Below are 19,370 nucleotides of genomic sequence, written 5' to 3' on the forward strand. Positions count from 1 at the left end.
GGCCCGGACCTCTCTTGGGCCGCCCTCCGGGCGCGGGGACCCGTTGGTGCCGGAGATGCCCGTGTCACCGGGCATCCCCCAGGCCGGAGCGGGAGTGCCCGGCACGGACGACCACCGGCCCCTAGAGTTCGACCCCGAGCAGCGCGTCCACGGTCTTCCTGACCAGGAGCGGCGCGTCCGGGTCACTGCCCCCCTCCGACAGGGCCCGCTCGGCCCAGTCGTCGACGGCCGCGAGGGCTCCGGGAGCGTCCAGGTCGTCGGCGATCCGGGCGCGTACCCTTTCGAGCACGACGCCGGCGTCGGGGCCGGTCTGCAGCCCCGCGGCCGAGCGCCAGCGCGCCAGCCGCACCTCCGCCGAGGCCAGCTGCTCCGAGGTCCACTCCCAGTCGGCACGGTAGTGGTGGGCCAGCAGGGCCAGCCGGATGGCCATCGGGTCGGTCTCCTGGCGCAGGCGGGAGACGAAGATCAGATTGCCCTTCGACTTGGACATCTTCTCGCCGTCCAGGGCGACCATGCCCGCGTGCACGTACGCCCTCGCGAACGGCCACTCCCCGCAGGCCACGTGGCCCTCGTGGGCGCCGCACTCGTGATGGGGAAAGATCAGGTCGGAACCGCCACCCGCGACGTCGAAACCACTGGACAGGTTCGCCAGGGCGATCGCGGTGCACTCGATGTGCCAGCCGGGTCTGCCCACGCCGAAAGGGGAGGGCCAGGACGGCTCCCCAGGGCGCTCCGCGCGCCAGAGAAGCCAGTCGAGCGGATGCTTCTTGCCCGGCCGGTCCGGATCTCCCCCGCGCTCGCCGAACAGGGTGAGCATGCGCTCCTCCGAGTAGCCGGAGACGGCGCCGAACTTGGGGGCCGCGGCCACGTCGAAGTAGACGTCGCCGTCGAGCTCGTAGGTGGCGCCCTTGTCACGCAACGACACGATCAGGTCGGCGACCTGGTCGATCACCTCGGTCACGGCGACGTAGTCGCGCGGGGGGAGGACGCGCAGCGCCTCCATGTCGGTCCGGAACAGCTCGATCTCGCGTTCGGCCAGGTCACGCCAGTCGACGCCGGTCCGCCCCGCACGTTCGAGCAGGGGGTCGTCGACGTCTGTGGCGTTCTGGGTGTAGTGCACCTCATGACCGGCGTCGCGCCAGGCACGATTGACCAGGTCGAAGGCGAGGTAGGTGTTGGCGTGGCCCAGATGGGTGGCGTCGTAGGGCGTGATGCCGCAGACGTACATCCGTGCCGTGGGACCCGGCTTTGTGGGGCCGACCTCTCGCGCGGCGGTGTCGAACAGCCGCAGCGGGACACCGGCACCGGGAAGCCGAGGAACCTTCGGCTCAGACCACGATCTCATGAAATGCAGCCTATCCAGCAGACAGACCACCCCGGTTGGCGCGGGGTGGTGGGCGTACGGGGCACTCACCTCAACTCCGGAAGCCGACCGGATCATTCCGTGAGGATCTCGCGGAAGGCGCCGGGATCGCGAGGGTCGGCGGTGAAGTCGTAGCGCACGCCGCCGGGTGCCAGGGCCAGCAGGGTGACGGACCCCGAGCCGAAGGTCCGTCCGTCGGGCAGCTCGTGATGGACGATCATCGTGCGGGGGTCCTCGGAGGAGATGCCCGCTCCCGTGGCGAGTTCCCGCCACTCATCCCATGGACCGTCGAGCTTCGAGGGGCGGCCCGCCCCGGCGAACAGGGGGCGGAAGAACGCCACGCGCTCGTTCTCCTCACCGCGCTCCCATCCGCTGTTGACGATCATGTGGGTTCCCGGGGGAAGGTCGTCCCTCTTCAGGGTGATCCCGTCCCAGTGCCACAGCCGAGCCCCGCCGGGATCGGCGCGTAGCAGGTGGAAGGGGTCATAGTGCCCGAGTTCGCCCTCCGTCGGCCGGTCTCCGGCGGCCGCCAGGAGAGCCAGGTCGCCCCGTGAGCGGCGGGTCTCCTCCGGAGCGAGCACGCCGAGCCCGTTGAGGAGGGCGCCGACCCTCCGGGCCCCGGGGTCGACGGCCAGCCAGGTGCCGCCTCCCAGGAGATCGCACCCGCCGATCAGGCCGGGCCGGCTCTGTGGCCAGTGCCGGGCCGGGGGAACCCAGGGGCGGGCGGTGAACTCGTCGCGCACCCCGACCACGATCAGGGGGATCTCGGCGCTCGGATCGATACTGACGACAACCGTGCACATGCCCGGAGGCTACGCCCTCGCGGGAGGCGGGCTCGGACCGGGGTCACGCGCCCACGGGAACAGCCACAGCAAGGCCACAGCAAGGCCGCGGTAGGGCCGCCGACAGGACGAGGGCGCGGGCGTCGCCGCGCGAGGGCGACAATGCCTCTCAGATCGGCGGCCAGGGGATGGCGGGCCAGTCCTTGGAGGGCACGGGGTGCAGGCCGGTGTCGAGGAGCCTGCGGACCCGCGCCCAGGTGGCCTCGACCTCGTGGAGGGTGAGGAGCTCACGGAGGCGGCGGCCGAGGCGGCCCTGCTCCAGGTCGGCCTCAAGGCGGGTCAGGGCGTTCATCGCCTCGCGGGACAAGGGCTTGCCGCGCCACTGCCAGAGCACGGTGCGGAGCTTGTCCTCAGCGGAGAAGGAGACCCCGTGATCGACGCCGTAGACATGGCCGTCGGCGAGCGGCAGCAGGTGGCCTCCCTTCCGGTCGGCGTTGTTGACGACCGCGTCGAAGACGGCCATCCGCCGCAGGGAGGGCTGGCGGCTGCGGATCAGCACCATCAGGTCGATCTCGGGGTCGGTGTCGATCCACAGCTGACACATTCCCGGGCCGAAGGGGCCGTCGCGGTAGACGGTGGGCGGCACGATCCGCCAGCCGATCGCCGCGGAGACCTCGTAGGCGGCGACCTCGCGGGCGGCCAGAGTGCCGTCGGGAAAGTCCCAGAGGGGGCGTTCGCCCCGTACCGGCTTGTACACGCAGGCCGCCGCGAGCCCGCCGAGCCGGACCGAACAGTAGAGCGTCATGTTGGTCGCCTCGACCAGGCGGCCCGCCACATCCAGTTGGCCGTCACGGAGCAGACGCGTCGCGGTCTCGTCGTCCAGCCCCGCGGCCGGCGCCGCACTCAGCGTCGGCTCGCTCTCAGCACTCATTCGCCTCCTCCAGCAGATGAAGCGCTACTACCCCGGTAACCGTTGAGCCGCACGCAGATATGCCCCTCGGCGTCGAGAGGCTGGGCGCAGAGCGGGCAGGGCGGTCGACCGGCGGCGACGAGGGCCATGGCCCGCTTGGTGAAGGCCCTCGCGGCGCCGGGACTGATGTGCACGCGCAGCACCGTGGGCTCGACGAGCGGGGACGGCTCGAACTCCTCATCCTCGGCGGTGGCCTCCTTGGCCTCGATGACCACCTGGGCGGCCTCGGAGTCCCAGGCCAGGGCCATGACACCGACGCGGAAGTCCTCGCTGATCGGCACATCGAGGGGGGCGTTGTCCGTCAACGCGGCCGGGGCGACGGCGGGGACGGCGGCACCGCCCTCACCTCGCCGCAACACCTCGTCGAGCAACTCGTCGAGACGATCGGCCAGCGCCGCGACCTGGAACTTCTCCAGCGCCACGGTGGTCAGCCTGCCCTGGCCTCGCGCCTGCAGGAAGAAGGCTCGTGAACCCGGTTGCCCCACGGCACCGGCCACGAACCTCTCGGGTGGATCGTAGTCGAAGACCGGCATAGCCTGACCCTACGTGGTTCCGGATCCGCCGCCGACTGCGGCATCGCTCCCGGTGGGATTTTCTCCCCCCTCCGCACCGTCCGAACCCTCCGGAAGGCGTAATCCGGCCACATCTCCGCCCAGGTCGTTGAGTCTGAGCACGAAGGGACGCAAGGGGGTGTAGCGAATGGCGGTGAGCGACGCCGGATCGGCGGTTATCCGCTGGAACTGGTCCAGATGGAGCCCCATGGCGTCGGCCACGATGGCCTTGATCACATCTCCGTGGCTGCAGACGAGATAGACCGCCTTCGGGCCGAGGCGCTCGTTCCACTCCCTGACGGCCGCCACGGCGCGATGCTGGACGGCGGCCAGGGACTCTCCCCCGGGGAACGTCACCGCGCTCGGGTGGGCCTGCACGACCGGCCAGAGGGGATCCTTGGCGAGCTCGGCGAGCGGGCGGCCCGTCCAGTCGCCGTAGCGGCACTCACCGAAGCGCTCGTCGGTCAGCACCTCCGCCTCCCGCCGCCCCTCGGCGACCGCCTGCGCGGTCTCCTGACAGCGTTCCAGCGGGCTGGAGACGATCGCGTCGAGTTCCAGCGAGGTGAGCCGCGCGGCGAGCGCCTCCGCCTGGGCCCGTCCCGCGTCGCTGAGGTGGACATCCGGGGTCCAGCCCGCGAGGACCGGGCCGGTGAGGTGGGTAAGGCCGTGTCTGGCCAGCAACAAGGTCGTCACGCGGGCAAGTCTTGCAGTCCTCGCTCCACTACTTTTAAGTGGCCGGGCGGTAATCTGGCCGGATCATGGAGCAGCGCTATGTGGGCCGGAGCGGCTTGTCGGTGTCCCGCCTGGGACTCGGGACGATGACGTGGGGACGCGACACCGGCGCCGAGGAGGCCGCGGCGCAGCTTCGCACGTTCGCCGAGGCCGGCGGCACGCTCATCGACACCGCCGACGTCTACACGGGCGGCGACGCCGAACGGCTGCTCGGGCGGCTGCTGCGCGACTCCGTGCCGCGTTCCGAGCTGGTGCTGTCCACCAAGGCCGTGCTCACCCCGACCGGGCGCAGGCCACGCGACGCCTCCAGGAAGCACCTGGTGGCCGCGATCGACGCCTCCCTGACCCGCCTGGGCGTGAACGAGGTCGACCTGTGGCAGCTGCACGCCTTCGATCCCGACGTCCCGCTGGAGGAGACCCTGGCGGCCGTGGACGCCATCGTGTCCTCGGGGCGGGCCGCGTACGCCGGGGTGTGCGACTACGCGGGATGGCAGCTGGCGACCGCGGCCGCGGGGCAGCGGGCGGTGCCCGGCAGGGTGCCCATCGTCGCCGCCCAGGTCGAGTACTCACTTCTGGCCAGGGAAGCCGAGCGCGAGCTGATCCCCGCCGCCGAGCACGTCGGCGCAGGGGTGCTCGCCTGGTCGCCTCTCGGGCGCGGAGTCCTCACCGGGAAGTACCGTACGGGCATCCCCGCCGACTCCAGGGCCGCGACCCCGCACTTCGCCGACTTCGTCACCCCCTACCTCGACGAGCGGTGCCGGCGGGTGGTGGAGTCGGTGGCGACCGCCGCCGACGGGCTCGGCGTCTCACCGCTGTCGGTGGCCCTGTCGTGGGTACGCGACCAGCCGGGGGTGTCCTCGGCCGTCGTCGGCGCCCGCACCCACGCGCAGCTGTCCGGGGTCCTCCAGGCCGAGGATCTGACGCTGCCCGTGGAGATCAGGGAGGCACTCGACGACGTGTCCGCGGACTGAGAGAAGGGCCGGGACGAGTACGGTCCGCCGCGAGAACCGAACGAGAATTCGTCTCGCGTATCACTAGTCGATACCGAATGGAAACTTTCCGCGGAAAAAGCGGGCCTCCCTACAAAACTGTCAACCAGGTGGCGGGGGCACCCGGATGTCGGTGAGACGCCATGGCCGATGTCCGCCCCGGGGTGAAGGAGACGAGTGCGAGCTGCGATGGCGGCAGGCGTTCTGGCGCTGGCGCTGGGAGGTGGGGTCCCGGCGTCCGTGATCGCGCCCGTGAGCGCCGCACGGGCGAGCGCCGTCCCACGCGTGGACGACTGTGATCACACAGGGCCGCTCGGCCCCGTGACCGGCGGAGTCTGCCGGGTCGTGGACGGCGTCACGAAAAAGGTCGAGAGCGGTGTGGGCGACGTCGTCCACGATCTGGAAAAAGGTGTCGACGACCTCGGAAGCCGTGTTGAGGACGCCGTCTCCCCGTCCTCCCGCGAAGACTCCGGCCGGAGCGACGCCGGGACGAACGCCCCGGCACCGGCCGCCTCGGCGTCCAAGAGCCCGCCGGACAGGCCGTCCACCGCTCAGGAGAAGAAGGAGCCCTCCGGTGACGCACGGACGCCCCGGCCTCAGGGCACCGACGCCTGCCGGTCCGCGGCGGCCTCCACCGGCTGCGCGGAGACGTCGGCGACCACCTCTGCCGGGGAGCCCGACCAGGACACCTCGTCCAAGGTGTCACCGACCCCCACCCCTTCGGCGTCCACCTCCCCGACCCCTTCGGAGAGCCCTTCGCCGCACGAGGACGCCGCACCCGCGCGCAAGAGCCCGGTCCCCGTGCCGACCGACCGGGCGGTCCCCGAGACGGAGACGTTCTCCCCGGATGTCGGCAGGCCCGCGACCGACGTGGGTGGGCCGATGGTTCCCAGGCCGTCACCCGTGGTCGACGCCGAGGCGCCCCGGGTGGAGCTGCTGTGGCCCGCCCCGGTGATGGAGAAACTCCAGCGGCAGATGCCCGGCGAGCGGCCGGTGAAGCCCAGCCGGTCGTCCGACACCGCGAGCACCGTGCTCAGCACCGCGGTGCTCGTCGCGGCGATCCTCGCGGTCCGCCTGCTGTACAGCAGGCGCAGGTTCAGGGAGTCGATACCGTTCGAGCCCGCCCCTCCGGGACGTCAGCGGGTGGCCTAGTTCTCGGCGTTCTCGGCGTCTTCGGCGCCCTAGGCGTCCCGGCCCGCGCCGCTCACCTCGTCATGCCACGACGGAGTCGTACGCGGCCGGGCAGCGGTTCCCCGCCGTCCCGACGGCGGCACGCCCCGGACGGTCATCGACCGCCGGGACGGAAAGCACTCAGCCTCCGATGGCGTGGACGCCGCCGTCGACGTGGACGATCTCACCGGTCGTGGCGGGGAACCAGTCGGACAGCAGGGCGACACACGCCTTGGCCGCCGGGATAGGGTCGTTGATGTCCCAGCCGATCGGGGCCTTGGCGGGCCAGCTCTCCTCGAACTCGACGAAGCCCGGGATGCTCTTGGCCGCCATGGTCCTGATCGGGCCCGCGGCGACGAGGTTGACCCGGATGCCCTGCTTGCCGAGATCGCGGGCCAGGTAGCGGGAACAGGACTCAAGCCCGGCCTTGGCCACGCCCATCCAGTCGTACACCGGCCATGCCTTGGTGGCGTCGAAGTCGAGACCGACGATCGCGCCGCCCTCCTTCATGAGCGGGAGCGCGGCCACCGCGAGCGACTTGAACGAGTACGTGGAGACCTGGACCGCGGTCGCCACGTCCTCCCAGGAGGTGTTCAGGAAGTTGCCGCCCAGGGCGGTCTGCGGCGCGAAGCCGATCGCGTGCACCACCCCGTCCAGGCCGCCGAGATGCTCGCCGACCCGCTCCGCCAGGGAGTCGAGGTGCTCGGGGTTGGTGACGTCGAGCTCCAGCACCGGAGGCGGCTCCGGCAGTCGCCTCGCGATCCGCTCGACCAGGCTGAGCCGGCCGAACCCGGTGAGCACGATCTGCGCGCCCTCCTCCTGGGCCAGCTTGGCCACCGAGAAGGCGATGGAGGCGTCGGTGAGCACCCCGGTGACGAGAAGCCGCTTGCCTTCGAGAATTCCCACGTCAGTGCCCCATTCCAAGGCCGCCGTCAACGGGGATGACGGCCCCCGTGATGTAGGCGGCGTCCTCGCCGGCCAGGAACCTGACCACGCGCGCTATCTCCTCCGGGGCGGCGTAGCGGCCCAGGGGGATGTTCTTACGGATCTGCTCCTGGTACGCCTCGTCCAGCTCGGCCGTCATGTCGGTCTCCACGAAGCCGGGGGCGACCACGTTGACGGTGATGTTGCGCGAGCCCAGCTCCCTGGCGGCCGACCGGGCGAAGCCGATCATGCCGGCCTTGGAGGCGGCGTAGTTGCTCTGCCCCGCCGAGCCCAGCATGGCGACCACCGAGGAGATCAGCACGATGCGCCCGCGCTTGAGCCGCAGCATGCCGCGGGTGGCGCGCTTGGCGACCCGGTAGGAGCCGGTCAGGTTGGCGTCGATGACGTCGGTGAAGGTCTCCTCCTTCATCATCGGCAGCAGCGTGTCCCTGGTGATGCCCGCGTTGGCGACGAGCACCTCGACCGGGCCGTACTCGGCCTCGACCTTCGCGAAGGCGGCGTCCACGTCGGCCGTGCTGGTCACGTCGCAGCGTACGCCGAAGAGGCCCTCGGGAGGCTGTCCGGAACGGTAGGTCACGGCGACGTCGTCGCCTGCCTGAGCGAGTTCGCGGGCGATCGCGAGGCCGATGCCGCGATTGCCGCCGGTTACGAGAACAGATCGAGCCATGGTCAGACGGTATCGGCTACCGGAGGGTAACCCTCTTGTCCGGGAAGGACAAGATCACAGGGTTAGGATCGTTGACATGCGCCAGATCGACTCCGACTTCCTCGCCCTGCCTCTGCGCCGGCTCGCGGACGCGGCCCTGCAGCGCGCCCGGGACCTGGGCGCCGAGCACGCCGACTTCCGGCTGGAGCGCGTCCGCGGGGAGACCCTGCGCCTCTCCGACGCGGCGCTGGAAGGCTCCATCGACGCCGACACCCTCGGCTACGCCGTACGGGTCGTCAAGGACGGCACCTGGGGCTTCGCCGGAGGCATCGAGCTCAGCCCCGAGGCGGCCGTCAGGGTCGCCGAGCAGGCGGTGGAGGTGGCGGTCGTCTCGGCGGCGGTCAACCGCGAGCCCGTCGAGCTGGCGCCGGAGGCGGTCCACTCCGACGTCACCTGGGTCTCCTCCTACCAGGTCGACCCGTTCGAGGTGCCGATGCGCGACAAGGCGGCGCTGCTCGCCGACTGGTCGGGCACCCTGCTGCGAGATCCCGGGGTGGACCACGTCCAGGCGTCGCTGACACAGGTCAAGGAGCAGAAGTTCTACGCCGACACGGCCGGGACCTCCACGACGCAGCAGCGGGTGCGCGTCCATCCCCAGCTGAGGGCGACGCGGGTGCTGGACGGCCGCTTCGACTCGATGCGGACGCTCGCCCCGCCCGTCGGCCGGGGGTACGAATACCTCACCGGCACCGGCTGGGACTTCCCCAAGGAGCTGGCGCGCATCCCCGAGTTGCTGGAGGAGAAGCTTCGGGCGCCCTCCGTCGAGGCGGGACCGTACGACCTGGTGATCGACCCGTCGAACCTGTGGCTGACGATCCACGAGTCGGTCGGGCACGCCACCGAGCTCGACCGCGCCCTCGGCTACGAGGCGGCGTACGCGGGGACGAGTTTCGCCACCTTCGACCAGCTCGGCACGCTGGTGTACGGCTCGCAGCTGATGAACGTGACCGGTGACCGCACCGTCGAGCACGGCCTGTCCACGATCGGCTACGACGACGAGGGGGTGGCGACCAGGGAGTTCGACATCGTCTCCGACGGCATCCTGGTCGGCTACCAGCTCGACCGGAGGATGGCGCTGCTGAAGGGGCTGGGCGCTTCCAACGGCTGTGCCTTCGCCGCCTCCCCCGGCCACACCCCGATCCAGCGGATGGCCAACGTGTCGCTGCGGCCGGCGCCCGACGGCCCCACCACCGAGGAGCTGATCTCCGGCGTCGACCGGGGCATCTACGTGGTGGGCGACAAGAGCTGGTCCATCGACATGCAGCGCTACAACTTCCAGTTCACCGGTGAGCGGTTCTATCTGATCGAGAACGGCAGGCTCGCCGGGCAGCTGCGCGACGTCGCCTACCAGGCGACGACGACCGACTTCTGGCGCTCGATGGCGGCGGTCGGCGGGCCGCAGACGTACGTGCTGGGCGGGGCGTTCAACTGCGGCAAGGGGCAGCCTGGCCAGGTCGCCCCGGTCAGCCACGGCTGCCCGTCGGCGCTCTTCCGCGGCGTGCGCGTCCTCAACACCGTCCAGGAGAGTGGCAGTTGAGCACGCGCGGCGAGCGGACGGAAGACGGTGTCGGCCGTGCGGTCCGGCAGGAGAGGAGCGGAATGACTCCCCAGGAGATGATCGAGAGGGTTCTTGAGCTCTCCACGGCCGACGACAACGTCGTGATCGTGGAGGAGGGGTCGAGTGCCAACCTGCGCTTCGCGGGCAACACCCTCACCACCAACGGTGTGTCCCGTTCCTCGCAGCTGACCGTGATCTCCATCGTGGGCCGCGGTGTGGGCGTGGTGTCGCGGGCGGCGGTCCGCCCCGACGGGCTCGACGAGGTCGTGGCCGCCGCCGACCACGCCGCGGAGGACGCCCGGCCGTCCGAGGACGCCCGGCCGCTGCTGGAGGGCACCCGCTCCGCCGACTGGGACGCCCCCGCCGAGCCGACCTCGATCGGGGTGTTCGGCGCCTTCGCCCCCGCCCTGGGCGAGGCCTTCGCCACGGCCGAGGCGGGCGGGCGCAGGCTGTACGGTTTCGCCGAACACACCGTCACGACGACCTTCGTGGGCACCTCGACCGGCGCCCGGCTGCGGCACACCCAGCCCACCGGCCGCCTGGAGCTCAACGCCAAGTCCTCCGACATGCGGCGCTCGGCGTGGACCGGCGTGTCCACCCGCGATTTCTCCGACGTCGACGTGGCGGCCCTGGACGCCTCGCTCGTCCAGCGCCTGGAGTGGGCGAAGAACCGCGTCGAGCTGCCCGCGGGCCGGTACGAGACGCTGCTGCCTCCGACGGCCGTCGCCGACCTGATGACCTACCTGTACTGGACGGCCGGAGCGCGCGACGCGATGGAGGGCCGTACGGTCTTCTCCAGGGCCGGTGGCGGCACCCGCGTCGGCGACGTCCTCTCCGAGTCGCCGATCCGCCTGTACAGCGACCCGTCGGCGCCGGGCGTCGAGTGCTCGCCGTTCGTGGTGGCGCACGCCTCCGGCCGGGAGAACTCGGTGTTCGACAACGGGCTGCCGCTCGCCGCCACCGACTGGATCTCCGATGGCAGGCTGGCCAACCTGCTGCAGACCCGGCACTCGGCCGAGCTGACCGGTCTGCCGGTGACCCCTGCCGTCGACAACCTGATCATGCGGGGACCCGAGGGCGGGCGGTCTCTGGAGGAGATGATCGCCTCCACCGAGCGCGGCCTGCTGCTCACCTGCCTGTGGTACATCCGCGAGGTCGACCCGCAGACGCTGCTGCTGACCGGCCTGACCCGCGACGGCGTCTACCTGGTGGAGAACGGCGAGGTCGTGGGCGAGGTGAACAACTTCCGCTTCAACGAGAGCCCGGTGGACCTGCTCCGCCGCCTCAGCGAGATCGGCGCCTCCGAGCAGACCCTGCCGCGCGAGTGGAGCGACTACTTCAACCGCGCGATCATGCCTCCGATCCGGGTGCCCGACTTCAACATGTCGACGGTGAGCCAGGCCAGCTAGGTCCGGCTCCCCCTCCCCGCACCTTCCCGTACCGGGCGGGCCGTTCAGCGCTGGACGAGCGGGACGGTGTGCACCGTGTCCCAACGCCGGCCCGCCACCACGCGGGCGGTGGCGTCGGTGAGGTCGTAGACGACCGACCAGCGGGTGTGGGCCTGGGCCACCTTCCGAAGCAGGCCCATCGCGTCGCGCCAGTCGCGGGCGGCGGGCAGTCCCTCGGCGAGCGCGCGGTAGCGGGGGTCGGCCAGGCGCTGGGCGGCGGAGGTGCCGGTCATGCCGAAGTTGGTGAGCATACGGTCGTCGATCACGTTGAGCCTGCCCCCGGCGTACTCCACGACGGCCGACCTGCCCGCCGCGTCGGCGATGAGGTAGTGGACCTGCGGCCCGATCGTGAAGTCGACGTCGTAACGGCGCATGATCGCCAACGCCTCGTCCACGGTCGCCGCCTTGTCGAGCATGATCCTGATGACGCGCACGCTGCCGACGTCGGGGCGGTCGGGAGAAGCCGGGGGCAGCCCGCCCTCGGGCGACGTGGCCATACCGACGGCCAGGCCCTTCTCGTTCACCCCGTCGAAGGGGGCGAGCACCGCGTGGGCCATCCTGCGGCGGGCGGGCGCGGCGGACAGGTCCGGCGGGGTGGAGCCTCCGATCAGATGGAACAGGTCGACGACGGAGACCGAGGCGTAGCCGTCGGGCGGGTCGGCGTGCACGATCAGCGCCGGGTTGGGGTCCCAGTCGAAGTTTCTGCCGAACAGCGGCCGGTCGCCACCGAGGGCGAACAACGAGCAGGCCCAGCCGTCGGCGCGTCCCGCCAGCTCCTCCTCCCCGAGGGGGGCCTCGCGGTCGTACGAGCCGTGGAAGGTCATCTCGTACAGCGGTAGATCGTCGATCCTGCGGAGGCTGTCTATCGTCCGCGCGACGTCGGTGGCGCTCTGGCGCAGCGGTGATTCCCCTTCCGCCTCGGCCCGCGGCCCGGCGTCAGTGGCGGCGGGGGTGCTCGGTGAGACGGCCCCGGTGGCGGCGGGCGCAGCGCCCTCCGGGACGGCGCAGCCGGTCGGGAGGATCAGCACGACGGCCAGCGCGGCGCGTACCACCGTCCCCGCCGCGCCGTGCGGCCTTCCCGCCCGCGCGCGAGTCTCTTCCATTCACGCAGTCTGCGTCACCGGGCAGCCGCCGTACAGGCTCAGTCGTCCTCCAGGCGGAACCCGATCTTCATGCCGACCTGGAAGTGGGCGATCTCCCCCTCCTCGATGTGCCCCCTGATCTCGGTCACCTCGAACCAGTCGAGGTGGCGCAGGGTCCGGGAGGCCCGGCGGACCCCATTGCGTACGGCGGCCTCGATGCTCTCCCCCGAAGTGCCGACTATCTCGGTCACCCGGTACGTTCGATCTGTCATCCTCTGCTTCTTCCCGGAAAGCCATGGTTACATGACCGTTCGCACCCAGCCGATATGAGGCCTAGATTGGGAATCGTGAAGGGATGGCGCAGACGTCCGGTGGTTCATCAGGTGACGGACGCCCAACCCTCGTTGAGCGCCGACATCGGCAGGCGCGAGAAGAGTTACTTCATCAAGATGGGGATCCGGCTGATCTGCCTGGTCCTCGCCTTCACGGTGCCCGCCCCGATGCCCGTCCGGCTGCTGCTCTTCGCCGGGGCGATCTTTTTACCATACGTTGCCGTGATCGGGGCCAATGGGCCGCCGCGCGGGGTCCCGCATGCCCCTGACGTGGAAGATTCCGGACAAAACCAGATTCCACGCCACCGACGCGAGATCGGGTCGTGACTAAGTCTTGACGCACTCCAAGGGTAGTAGGTGTACGCTTTAGCCAAGTGCCCTGGTCCCCCGTCGGGGCACTGTTGCCGGCGTTCCGGGCCCCCGTCGGAACGCCGATGAAGCGACGCCGGGTGGTTTGCCCCCGTAACCACCCGGCGTCGCCCTTTTCTCAGACTTTAACAACGAAGCGCCTTTTCTTTGGCGCTATTTGTCACCCAGTGTCTCCGTTGTCGCCTGCTCCCAGCTGCGCGCCAGCGCGGTCAGTCTCTCCACGACGTCCGGCGGCGCCGTACCCGCCCCCTGGGCCACCCCGAGCAGATAGGCCGTGAGCGGCGCGGCCGGCCGGGCCACCCCGTGGGCGACCTCCCTGGTCAGATCCAGCACCTCGTCGCGGTCCACCGTCGCGGGGTCGATGCCCAGCTCCTGGCAGACCAGCGCGGTCCATTCCTTCAGCACGTTCAACTCTCGCTCCTCGTCCGCGGTCGCGTCCGTCCCATGCCGTCGTCGCTCTCGCGGCCGTCACCGGAATCCGCGGCTCCGCCGGGGCCCGGCTCCGCCGTCCGGGCCCGCTGTAGATCGTCCATGGTGTCGCAATCGAACCATGGCTGCCCGGTGAGGTGAACCGTGACCGGGCGGAGCGGGGCGAGCAGCCCGTGCAACGACCGCCCCTCGTAGCGGTCGAGCGCCCGCGCCAGGCTCCGCGTGTGCCACACCCCGGCGAGCCACTGCTCGCGCCCGCCGTCGTCGACGAGCACGGCCCCCGGCCCGCTCGTCCCCGCGGCACCCGCCCCTGCGGCGTCCAGCAGCATCCGCACGTGCTCACCGGTCAGGAACGGAAGATCGGCGGCGAGCAGCACCACCCATGGCGCGTTCACCTCGGCCAGGCCCGCTCGCAGCGCCGGGACCGGGCCACCACCGGGCGGGTCCTCACGCCGGAAGATCGCGTGTGGCAGTCCGGGGCGAGGTGGCCCGACGACGATCAGCCGTCCCGCGCCGGGCACGGCGGCGGCCACCGACTCGACCAGCGGGCGGCCGGAGACGCGCAGGCCCGGCTTGTCCCGGCCGCCGAGCCTTCGCGCGAGACCGCCCGCCAGGATGCAGGCGTCGTGACGGGCGGTCATCGGACACCTCCGGGTCTTCTGTGGCGGGGACCTCAGCCGCCGATGGCGGACATCGGGCGGGACGGCTGCAGGAAGGTCGGATCGTCGATGCCGTGACCGGCCTTCTTGATCCGGACCGCGGATCGCCAGCGCTCGGCGATCTCGTCGTCACCGGCACCCGCGCGCATCGCGGCCCTCAGGTCGGACTCGTCGGTGGCGAACAGGCAGTTGCGGATCTGACCGTCGGCGGTGAGCCGTACCCGGTCGCACGCACCGCAGAACGGACGGGTGACCGAGCCGATCACCCCTACCCTGGCCGGGCCGCCCTCGACGAGGAACAGCTCGGCCGGGGCGCTGCCGCGCTCCGCCGAGTCGGCGTCGGTGAGGGCGACATCGGCCTTGAGCGTGGCGAGGATCTCATCAGCCGTGATCATGTTCTCCCTGCGCCAGCCGTGCTGGGCGTCGAGCGGCATCTGCTCGATGAACCGGAGCTCGTAGCCCCGCTCCAGGCAGTAACGCAGCAGCGGCACGGCCTCGTGGTCGTTGATCCCGCGCATCAGCACCGCGTTCACCTTGACCGGTCGCAGCCCGGCGGCGTCGGCCGCCTCCAGCCCTTCGAGGACGTCGGACAGGCGGTCGCGGTGGGCGAGCCTCTTGAAGGTCTCGCGGTCGAGGGTGTCGAGGGAGACGTTGACCCGGTGCAGACCCGCGCCGGCCAGGGAGGCGGCCAGCCGGCTCAGCCCGATCCCGTTGGTGGTGAGCGAGACCTGCGGGGCGGGGTCGAGTGCGGTGGTGCGGGCCACGATGTCGACCAGCTCGCGGCGGAGCAGCGGCTCGCCACCGGTGTAGCGGACCTCGGTGATGCCGAGTCGCTCCACCCCGATGGTGACCAGCCTGACGATCTCGTCGGCGGTCAGCAGGTCGGGTTTCTGCAGCCATTCGAGGCCCTCGGGTGGCATGCAGTAGGAGCAGCGCAGGTTGCATCGGTCGGTGAGGGACACCCGCAGATCGGTCGCCACGCGTCCGAAAGAATCCTGCAACACCGGACGCCACCTCTCATCAGTCGCTCACCTGCCGGAACAGGGGACCAGCTTAAGGCCGCCCTCTCTTCCGGCCCCAACGGGCCTCGTTGTTCCAACATCACCATATGACGGTTGATTCCTGACATGCCGCACGATCATGACTTACGGCGCCCGATAAAATGGGTGGGATCTCATGAGGAACGTGGGCAAACTGGATCTCGCAACCAAGGAGATCATGATGCCGAACCAGCCCGCACCGAACCTGGTGTCGTGGGCCAGCGAGATCGACGAAGGTACGATCATGCAGGCTGCGCGCGCCGCCCGTCTGCCGATCGTCTCCGGACACGTCGCCCTCATGCCCGACGCGCACGTCGGCATCGGCGCGACGGTCGGATCGGTGATCCCCACCGAAGGAGCGATCATCCCGGCCGCCGTCGGCGTCGACATCGGCTGCGGCATGGTCGCGACCGAGACCACGCTCACCGCCGCCGACCTCCCCGACACCCTCGACGCGCTGATGCCGCTGGTGGAGAGGCGGATTCCCGCCGGCGTCGGCAAGGGCCACGACGACCCGTCCATGGACCGCGCGCTCGGCGACCTCGGCCGCCCGCACACCGACCTCACCTCCCAGCAGGAGAAGAAGGTGTCCCTGCAGTTCGGCACCCTCGGCTCCGGTAACCACTTCGTCGAGGTCTGCCTCGACGAACGTGACCGGGTCTGGACGGTGCTGCACTCGGGCTCGCGCGGCATCGGCAACCTGCTCGCGACCAAGCACATCGTCGACGCCAAGAAGCTGATGAGGAAGCAGGCGATCGGCCTGGAGGATCCCGACCTGGCCTACCTAGTGCAGAACACACCGGAGTTCACCGCCTACATCGAGGACATGCTGTGGTCCCAGCGCTACGCCATGGCCTCGCGTGCCCGGATGGACAAGGTGCTGGGCGACGCCCTGTTCCGGGTCGTCGGCAAGGGGCGGCGGCTTCGGACGATCAACTGCCATCACAACTTCACACAGCGGGAGACACACGAGGGCAAGGACCTGTGGATCACCCGTAAGGGGGCCATCAAGGCCGACACGGGCGACGAGGGCGTGATCCCGGGATCCATGGGGACGCGCTCGTACATCGTGCGCGGGCTCGGCAACCCGATGTCCTACAACTCCTGCTCACACGGAGCCGGCCGCAGGATGTCGCGCAGCCGGGCGAAGCGTGAGCTGACGGCCGCCTCACTCACCGAGGCGATGCGCGGCCGCACCTGGAACGCGAACCGCGCCGCCGCCCTGGTGGACGAGCACCCACAGGCGTACAAGCCGATCGACCAGGTGATGGCGGACCAGGAGGATCTGGTCACGGTCCAGCACACACTGCGCCAGGTGTTCAACTACAAGGGCTGACCCCGCGCCTCCTGGGTCCCGCCGGTGACCGGCGGGACCCGGCGTCTGCCGGGCGGGCCGGCGAGGAACGTGACGGCCGCGCCCGCCGGCCCCGATCGGTGACGGGGACGGCGGGACGCGCCCGGGGGGTCAGAGTCCGAGCTTGGGCAGTTCGTCGCTGGTGAAGGTGAGCTTCACGACCGGGGAGGTCTCGTCGCTCATGAAGGCGTAGAAATCGAGGTCCCAGAAGGGGTTGGGAGACTCACCGGGAACGGCGTCCTTCACTCCCTGGACGCCCGGTGTGCCGCTCTTGTGGCGGGCGTACCACTGGTCGACGAAGAAGCAGTCGGACCCGTAGGACTTGATGTCGCCCACATCGCCCTCACCGCGTCCCACGACGACGTAGGCGTGGCCGGCGCCCCCTGTGGTGTCGCGGAAGTTGACCAGCTCTACCTTGACGCCCGAGCCGAGCAGCTTGGGCTGGTCCGCGAGCATCCCGATGACGCAGCAGGCGAAGAGCGTGCAGTTGGCACTGGCGAGTCCGCGGTAGTTGGCCCGCCCGGTCGCGACGTACTTGCTCTTGATCTTCTCGCGCGCCTCGGCGAACGTGGACTGGGTCACCGGCCCGCCGAGTCCCGCCTCCCTGCCGATCGCCGGCAGGCGCACGGGCTTGAGGTCGGAGAACTGCTGGCCGTCGGGAATGATTTCTGGAACGTTCCCACCACCGGCCGAGACCTCCAGCTTCTTGATGACGACGTCGTCGTCCAGCAGCTGCGGCCAGGGGTTCCACAACTTGGCCGTGCTCATCTTCGTCTTGCCGATCGCCGCCTGCACGGCCGCCATCCGCGCCTGCTTGGGGGTCAGGTGCGTGGATTGACTCATGGTGATCTCCCGGTTACTTTTCGGAGGAATCACGACACTTCCACCACATTTTTCCGGCGGCAATGAGATGGCCGCATGTGGCCAGGAGAACGGCGTCGGCAAGGACCCGGGCAGACTCCCCCGGCCACGGGCACGTGTTTTCCGGCAGAGGCGCCGAAGAGGCCGCATGCCCGCCGGTTCCGGCACTACATGCGATAGTCCCAGTCGAGCAGGCCCGCGCGCAGGTCGGCGACGAGGCCGCGGACATAGTCGAGTTCGGCCCCGAGCACGACCCGCTGATACTCGGACTCCACCAGGAAGACACGGGGCAGGAACCTCCCCCCCTCGGCCAGGTCCGCCTCCAGCTCCGACAGCCGCGCCCGCAGAGAGGTCAGGCGCTCCTCGAGCGCGGCGCGGACCTCCTCGGGCGGCAGCACGAGCATGAAGGCGAGCGCGGCGGGAAACTCGGGAAACTCTCGGGCCCGCTCGGAGAGCATCGTCCGCATCCACCGCCGCAGCGTGTCGCGGCCCGCGTCGGTGGGCTCGTAGACGGTCCGCTCCGGGCGGTTCTCCTCGCGCGAGGTCTCGCGGACCGCGATGAGCCCGTCGCGCAACAGCCGGTCGATGGTCTGGTACACGCTGTTGCGCTGCGCCACGTTGACCACGTCGTCCTTGTGCCGCTCCCTGATCAGACGCTGCATCTGGTACGCGTGCATCGGCGCCTCGACGACCAGGGAGAGCAACGCCATGGCCAGGGGAGATCGCCTCGTAGACATGGCGAACATCGTAGGGGTCGCCATCCAATAGTTATTCTATGTATAGTCATTTTATGACTAAGAAAGCATTGATCATCGGCGGGGGCATCGCGGGGCCGGTGACGGCGATGGCCCTGCGGCGTGCCGGGGTGGACTCCGAGGTCTTCGAGGCCTACGACCGCGGATCGGAAGGCGTGGGCGTCTTCCTCACACTCGCGGTCAACGGGATCGAGGCCCTGCGCCTCCTCGACCTGCACGACCTCGTCCGCGACCTGGGCATGGACTCCTCGCGGATGCTGATGCTCAACGGCCGAGGCAGGCCGCTCGCCTCCACCCGGCAGCCCAGCCGGACGCTGAGGCGCGCCGACCTCTACCTGGCGCTGCGCGACGAGGCCGTACGGCGCGGCGTGCGGATCCACTACGGCAAGCGCCTCACCGACGCCTCGGTCACCGCGGACGGGGTACGGGCGGTCTTCGCCGACGGAGGCACGGCCGAGGGCGACCTGCTCGTCGGCGCCGACGGCCTCCGCTCGCGCACCCGCACCGTCATCGACCCCGGCGCACCTCGCGCCCGGCACGTCGGACTGCTGAACACGGGCGGCTTCGCGGACGGCGTCGAGGTGCCGGGCGAACCGGGAACGAACCACTTCATCTTCGGCAGGCGTGCCTTCTTCGGCTACCTTCCCCACCCGGACGGGCAGGTGTGGTGGTTCGCCAACCCTCCGAGTCCTGTCGAGCCCACCGCCGAGGAACTCGCGGCGCTCACCCCCGAGCGCTGGCGCGCCATGCTGATGGAGTTGTTCAGGGACGACACCGGGCCGATGCTCGACATCATCGGCGCGACGGACGACATTCCGGCCGGCTGGAACACCTACGATCTCCCGACCGTGCCGAAGTGGTTCAACGAACGCATGGTGATCCTGGGTGACGCCGCGCACGCGGCCTCACCCTCGTCGGGCCAGGGGGCGTCCATGGCGATCGAGGACGCGGTGGTGCTGGCCAAGTGCCTGCGTGACATCCCCGCCACTCCTGAGGCGTTCGCCGCCTTCGAGAGACTGCGGCGGGCCAGGGTGGAACGGATCGTGGCGCACGGCAAACGCAACGGAAGCGGCAAGGCGCCGGGAGCCGTCGGCGCCTTTCTCCGCGACCTCACGCTCCCCGCCATCATGCGGCAGGTGGACAGAAGGAACGCGCTGGCCTGGATACACGACTACCGGATCTCCTGGGACGACCCGGTGTCCGCGCCACCGGCGACGACTCGCTGAACCGCGAGGGGGACGGTCGCCTCGGCCGGACCTCTTCGGGAACGGACCA

21 protein-coding genes are annotated in these 19,370 nt (G+C 70.4%); 7 read left to right on the top strand and 14 right to left on the bottom strand.

All coding sequences use genetic code 11. The features are described 5' to 3' along the window. Positions 1–121: 121 nt before the first annotated feature. The 5 genes from mshC to AB0B90_RS13890 form a co-directional block, all read right to left on the bottom strand. The gene (gene mshC / locus AB0B90_RS13870; RefSeq protein ID WP_350947679.1) at positions 122–1,345 is read right to left on the bottom strand and encodes a cysteine--1-D-myo-inosityl 2-amino-2-deoxy-alpha-D-glucopyranoside ligase; all 1,224 of its coding nucleotides are present in this window, start codon (positions 1,343–1,345) and stop codon (positions 122–124) included. A 92-nt stretch (positions 1,346–1,437) separates the two neighbouring features. Beyond that, positions 1,438–2,166: an NRDE family protein gene (locus AB0B90_RS13875; RefSeq protein ID WP_362922687.1), complete on the bottom strand. Its 729-nt coding sequence runs from the start codon at positions 2,164–2,166 to the stop codon at positions 1,438–1,440. A 148-nt stretch (positions 2,167–2,314) separates the two neighbouring features. Continuing rightward, complete coding sequence (locus AB0B90_RS13880; protein ID WP_350947681.1) at positions 2,315–3,076, bottom strand: SCO1664 family protein; 762 nt, start codon at positions 3,074–3,076, stop codon at positions 2,315–2,317. Beyond that, a complete protein-coding gene (locus AB0B90_RS13885) occupies positions 3,073–3,648 on the bottom strand; it encodes a DUF3090 domain-containing protein (protein ID WP_350947682.1) in 576 nt (191 codons plus the stop codon). Before AB0B90_RS13885 ends, AB0B90_RS13880 begins: the two co-directional genes overlap by 4 nt. 9 nt (positions 3,649–3,657) lie before the next feature. After that, positions 3,658–4,359 (bottom strand): histidine phosphatase family protein, encoded by a 702-nt coding sequence (locus AB0B90_RS13890; protein WP_350947683.1) that lies wholly within the window; start codon positions 4,357–4,359, stop codon positions 3,658–3,660. 65 nt (positions 4,360–4,424) lie between these two features. On the opposite strand from AB0B90_RS13890, the gene AB0B90_RS13895 reads away from it, so the two are divergent. Beyond that, positions 4,425–5,369, top strand: a complete 945-nt coding sequence (locus tag AB0B90_RS13895) for an aldo/keto reductase (protein WP_362922689.1) — start codon at positions 4,425–4,427, stop codon at positions 5,367–5,369. Positions 5,370–5,564: 195 nt separating this feature from the next. Then, positions 5,565–6,539, top strand: a complete 975-nt coding sequence (locus AB0B90_RS13900) for a hypothetical protein (RefSeq protein ID WP_362922691.1) — start codon at positions 5,565–5,567, stop codon at positions 6,537–6,539. 159 nt (positions 6,540–6,698) lie between these two features. Here the strand turns inward: AB0B90_RS13900 and fabI are convergent, their stop codons facing one another. Continuing rightward, entirely contained in the window at positions 6,699–7,463 is a 765-nt protein-coding gene (gene fabI / locus AB0B90_RS13905; RefSeq protein WP_350947686.1) for an enoyl-ACP reductase FabI, read from the bottom strand. Between the two features lies 1 nt (position 7,464). After that, complete coding sequence (locus AB0B90_RS13910; RefSeq protein WP_350947687.1) at positions 7,465–8,169, bottom strand: beta-ketoacyl-ACP reductase; 705 nt, start codon at positions 8,167–8,169, stop codon at positions 7,465–7,467. A gap of 76 nt (positions 8,170–8,245) precedes the next feature. Between AB0B90_RS13910 and AB0B90_RS13915 the strand changes: the two genes are divergently transcribed. Beyond that, positions 8,246–9,745 (top strand): TldD/PmbA family protein, encoded by a 1,500-nt coding sequence (locus AB0B90_RS13915; protein WP_362922693.1) that lies wholly within the window; start codon positions 8,246–8,248, stop codon positions 9,743–9,745. A gap of 62 nt (positions 9,746–9,807) precedes the next feature. Next, positions 9,808–11,175 carry a metallopeptidase TldD-related protein gene (locus AB0B90_RS13920; protein ID WP_362922695.1) on the top strand — a complete coding sequence of 456 codons (1,368 nt, stop codon included), beginning with the start codon at positions 9,808–9,810 and terminating at the stop codon, positions 11,173–11,175. Positions 11,176–11,219: 44 nt separating this feature from the next. Here the strand turns inward: AB0B90_RS13920 and AB0B90_RS13925 are convergent, their stop codons facing one another. Both AB0B90_RS13925 and AB0B90_RS13930 read right to left on the bottom strand, forming a co-directional pair. Then, positions 11,220–12,317: a carcinine hydrolase/isopenicillin-N N-acyltransferase family protein gene (locus AB0B90_RS13925; protein ID WP_350947690.1), complete on the bottom strand. Its 1,098-nt coding sequence runs from the start codon at positions 12,315–12,317 to the stop codon at positions 11,220–11,222. Between the two features lie 38 nt (positions 12,318–12,355). Further along, the gene (locus AB0B90_RS13930) at positions 12,356–12,568 is read right to left on the bottom strand and encodes a dodecin (protein WP_350947691.1); all 213 of its coding nucleotides are present in this window, start codon (positions 12,566–12,568) and stop codon (positions 12,356–12,358) included. A 75-nt stretch (positions 12,569–12,643) separates the two neighbouring features. Between AB0B90_RS13930 and AB0B90_RS13935 the strand changes: the two genes are divergently transcribed. Then, a complete protein-coding gene (locus AB0B90_RS13935; RefSeq protein WP_350947692.1) occupies positions 12,644–12,955 on the top strand; it encodes a DUF3099 domain-containing protein in 312 nt (103 codons plus the stop codon). Between the two features lie 195 nt (positions 12,956–13,150). On the opposite strand, the gene AB0B90_RS13940 is transcribed toward AB0B90_RS13935, so the two are convergent. Genes AB0B90_RS13940 through moaA form a run of 3 tightly spaced genes read right to left on the bottom strand, consistent with a single transcriptional unit; the run spans position 13,151 to position 15,089 of the window. Further along, positions 13,151–13,408 (bottom strand): DUF6457 domain-containing protein, encoded by a 258-nt coding sequence (locus tag AB0B90_RS13940; protein WP_350947693.1) that lies wholly within the window; start codon positions 13,406–13,408, stop codon positions 13,151–13,153. Next, positions 13,405–14,067, bottom strand: coding sequence for a molybdenum cofactor guanylyltransferase (locus tag AB0B90_RS13945; RefSeq protein ID WP_362922697.1), 663 nt, complete (start codon positions 14,065–14,067; stop codon positions 13,405–13,407). The genes AB0B90_RS13940 and AB0B90_RS13945 overlap by 4 nt, the downstream gene beginning before the upstream one ends. 32 nt (positions 14,068–14,099) lie before the next feature. Further along, positions 14,100–15,089 (bottom strand): GTP 3',8-cyclase MoaA, encoded by a 990-nt coding sequence (moaA, locus tag AB0B90_RS13950; RefSeq protein ID WP_362897282.1) that lies wholly within the window; start codon positions 15,087–15,089, stop codon positions 14,100–14,102. A 181-nt stretch (positions 15,090–15,270) separates the two neighbouring features. Here moaA and AB0B90_RS13955 point away from each other — a divergent pair, with 181 nt between their 5' ends. After that, on the top strand, positions 15,271–16,461 hold the full coding sequence (locus AB0B90_RS13955) for an RtcB family protein (protein WP_362922699.1): 1,191 nt from the start codon (positions 15,271–15,273) through the stop codon (positions 16,459–16,461). Positions 16,462–16,590: 129 nt separating this feature from the next. Here the strand turns inward: AB0B90_RS13955 and AB0B90_RS13960 are convergent, their stop codons facing one another. Together AB0B90_RS13960 and AB0B90_RS13965 are read right to left on the bottom strand one after the other, a co-directional pair. Then, complete coding sequence (locus AB0B90_RS13960; RefSeq protein WP_350947697.1) at positions 16,591–17,322, bottom strand: hypothetical protein; 732 nt, start codon at positions 17,320–17,322, stop codon at positions 16,591–16,593. A gap of 185 nt (positions 17,323–17,507) precedes the next feature. Next, the gene (locus AB0B90_RS13965) at positions 17,508–18,077 is read right to left on the bottom strand and encodes a PadR family transcriptional regulator (RefSeq protein ID WP_350947698.1); all 570 of its coding nucleotides are present in this window, start codon (positions 18,075–18,077) and stop codon (positions 17,508–17,510) included. A gap of 53 nt (positions 18,078–18,130) precedes the next feature. Here AB0B90_RS13965 and AB0B90_RS13970 point away from each other — a divergent pair, with 53 nt between their 5' ends. After that, positions 18,131–19,321, top strand: coding sequence for an NAD(P)/FAD-dependent oxidoreductase (locus AB0B90_RS13970; protein ID WP_350947699.1), 1,191 nt, complete (start codon positions 18,131–18,133; stop codon positions 19,319–19,321). The last annotated feature ends 49 nt before the right edge of the window (positions 19,322–19,370 follow it).

This window comes from Streptosporangium sp. NPDC049078 (assembly GCF_040648855.1).
GTDB lineage: Bacteria > Actinomycetota > Actinomycetes > Streptosporangiales > Streptosporangiaceae > Streptosporangium.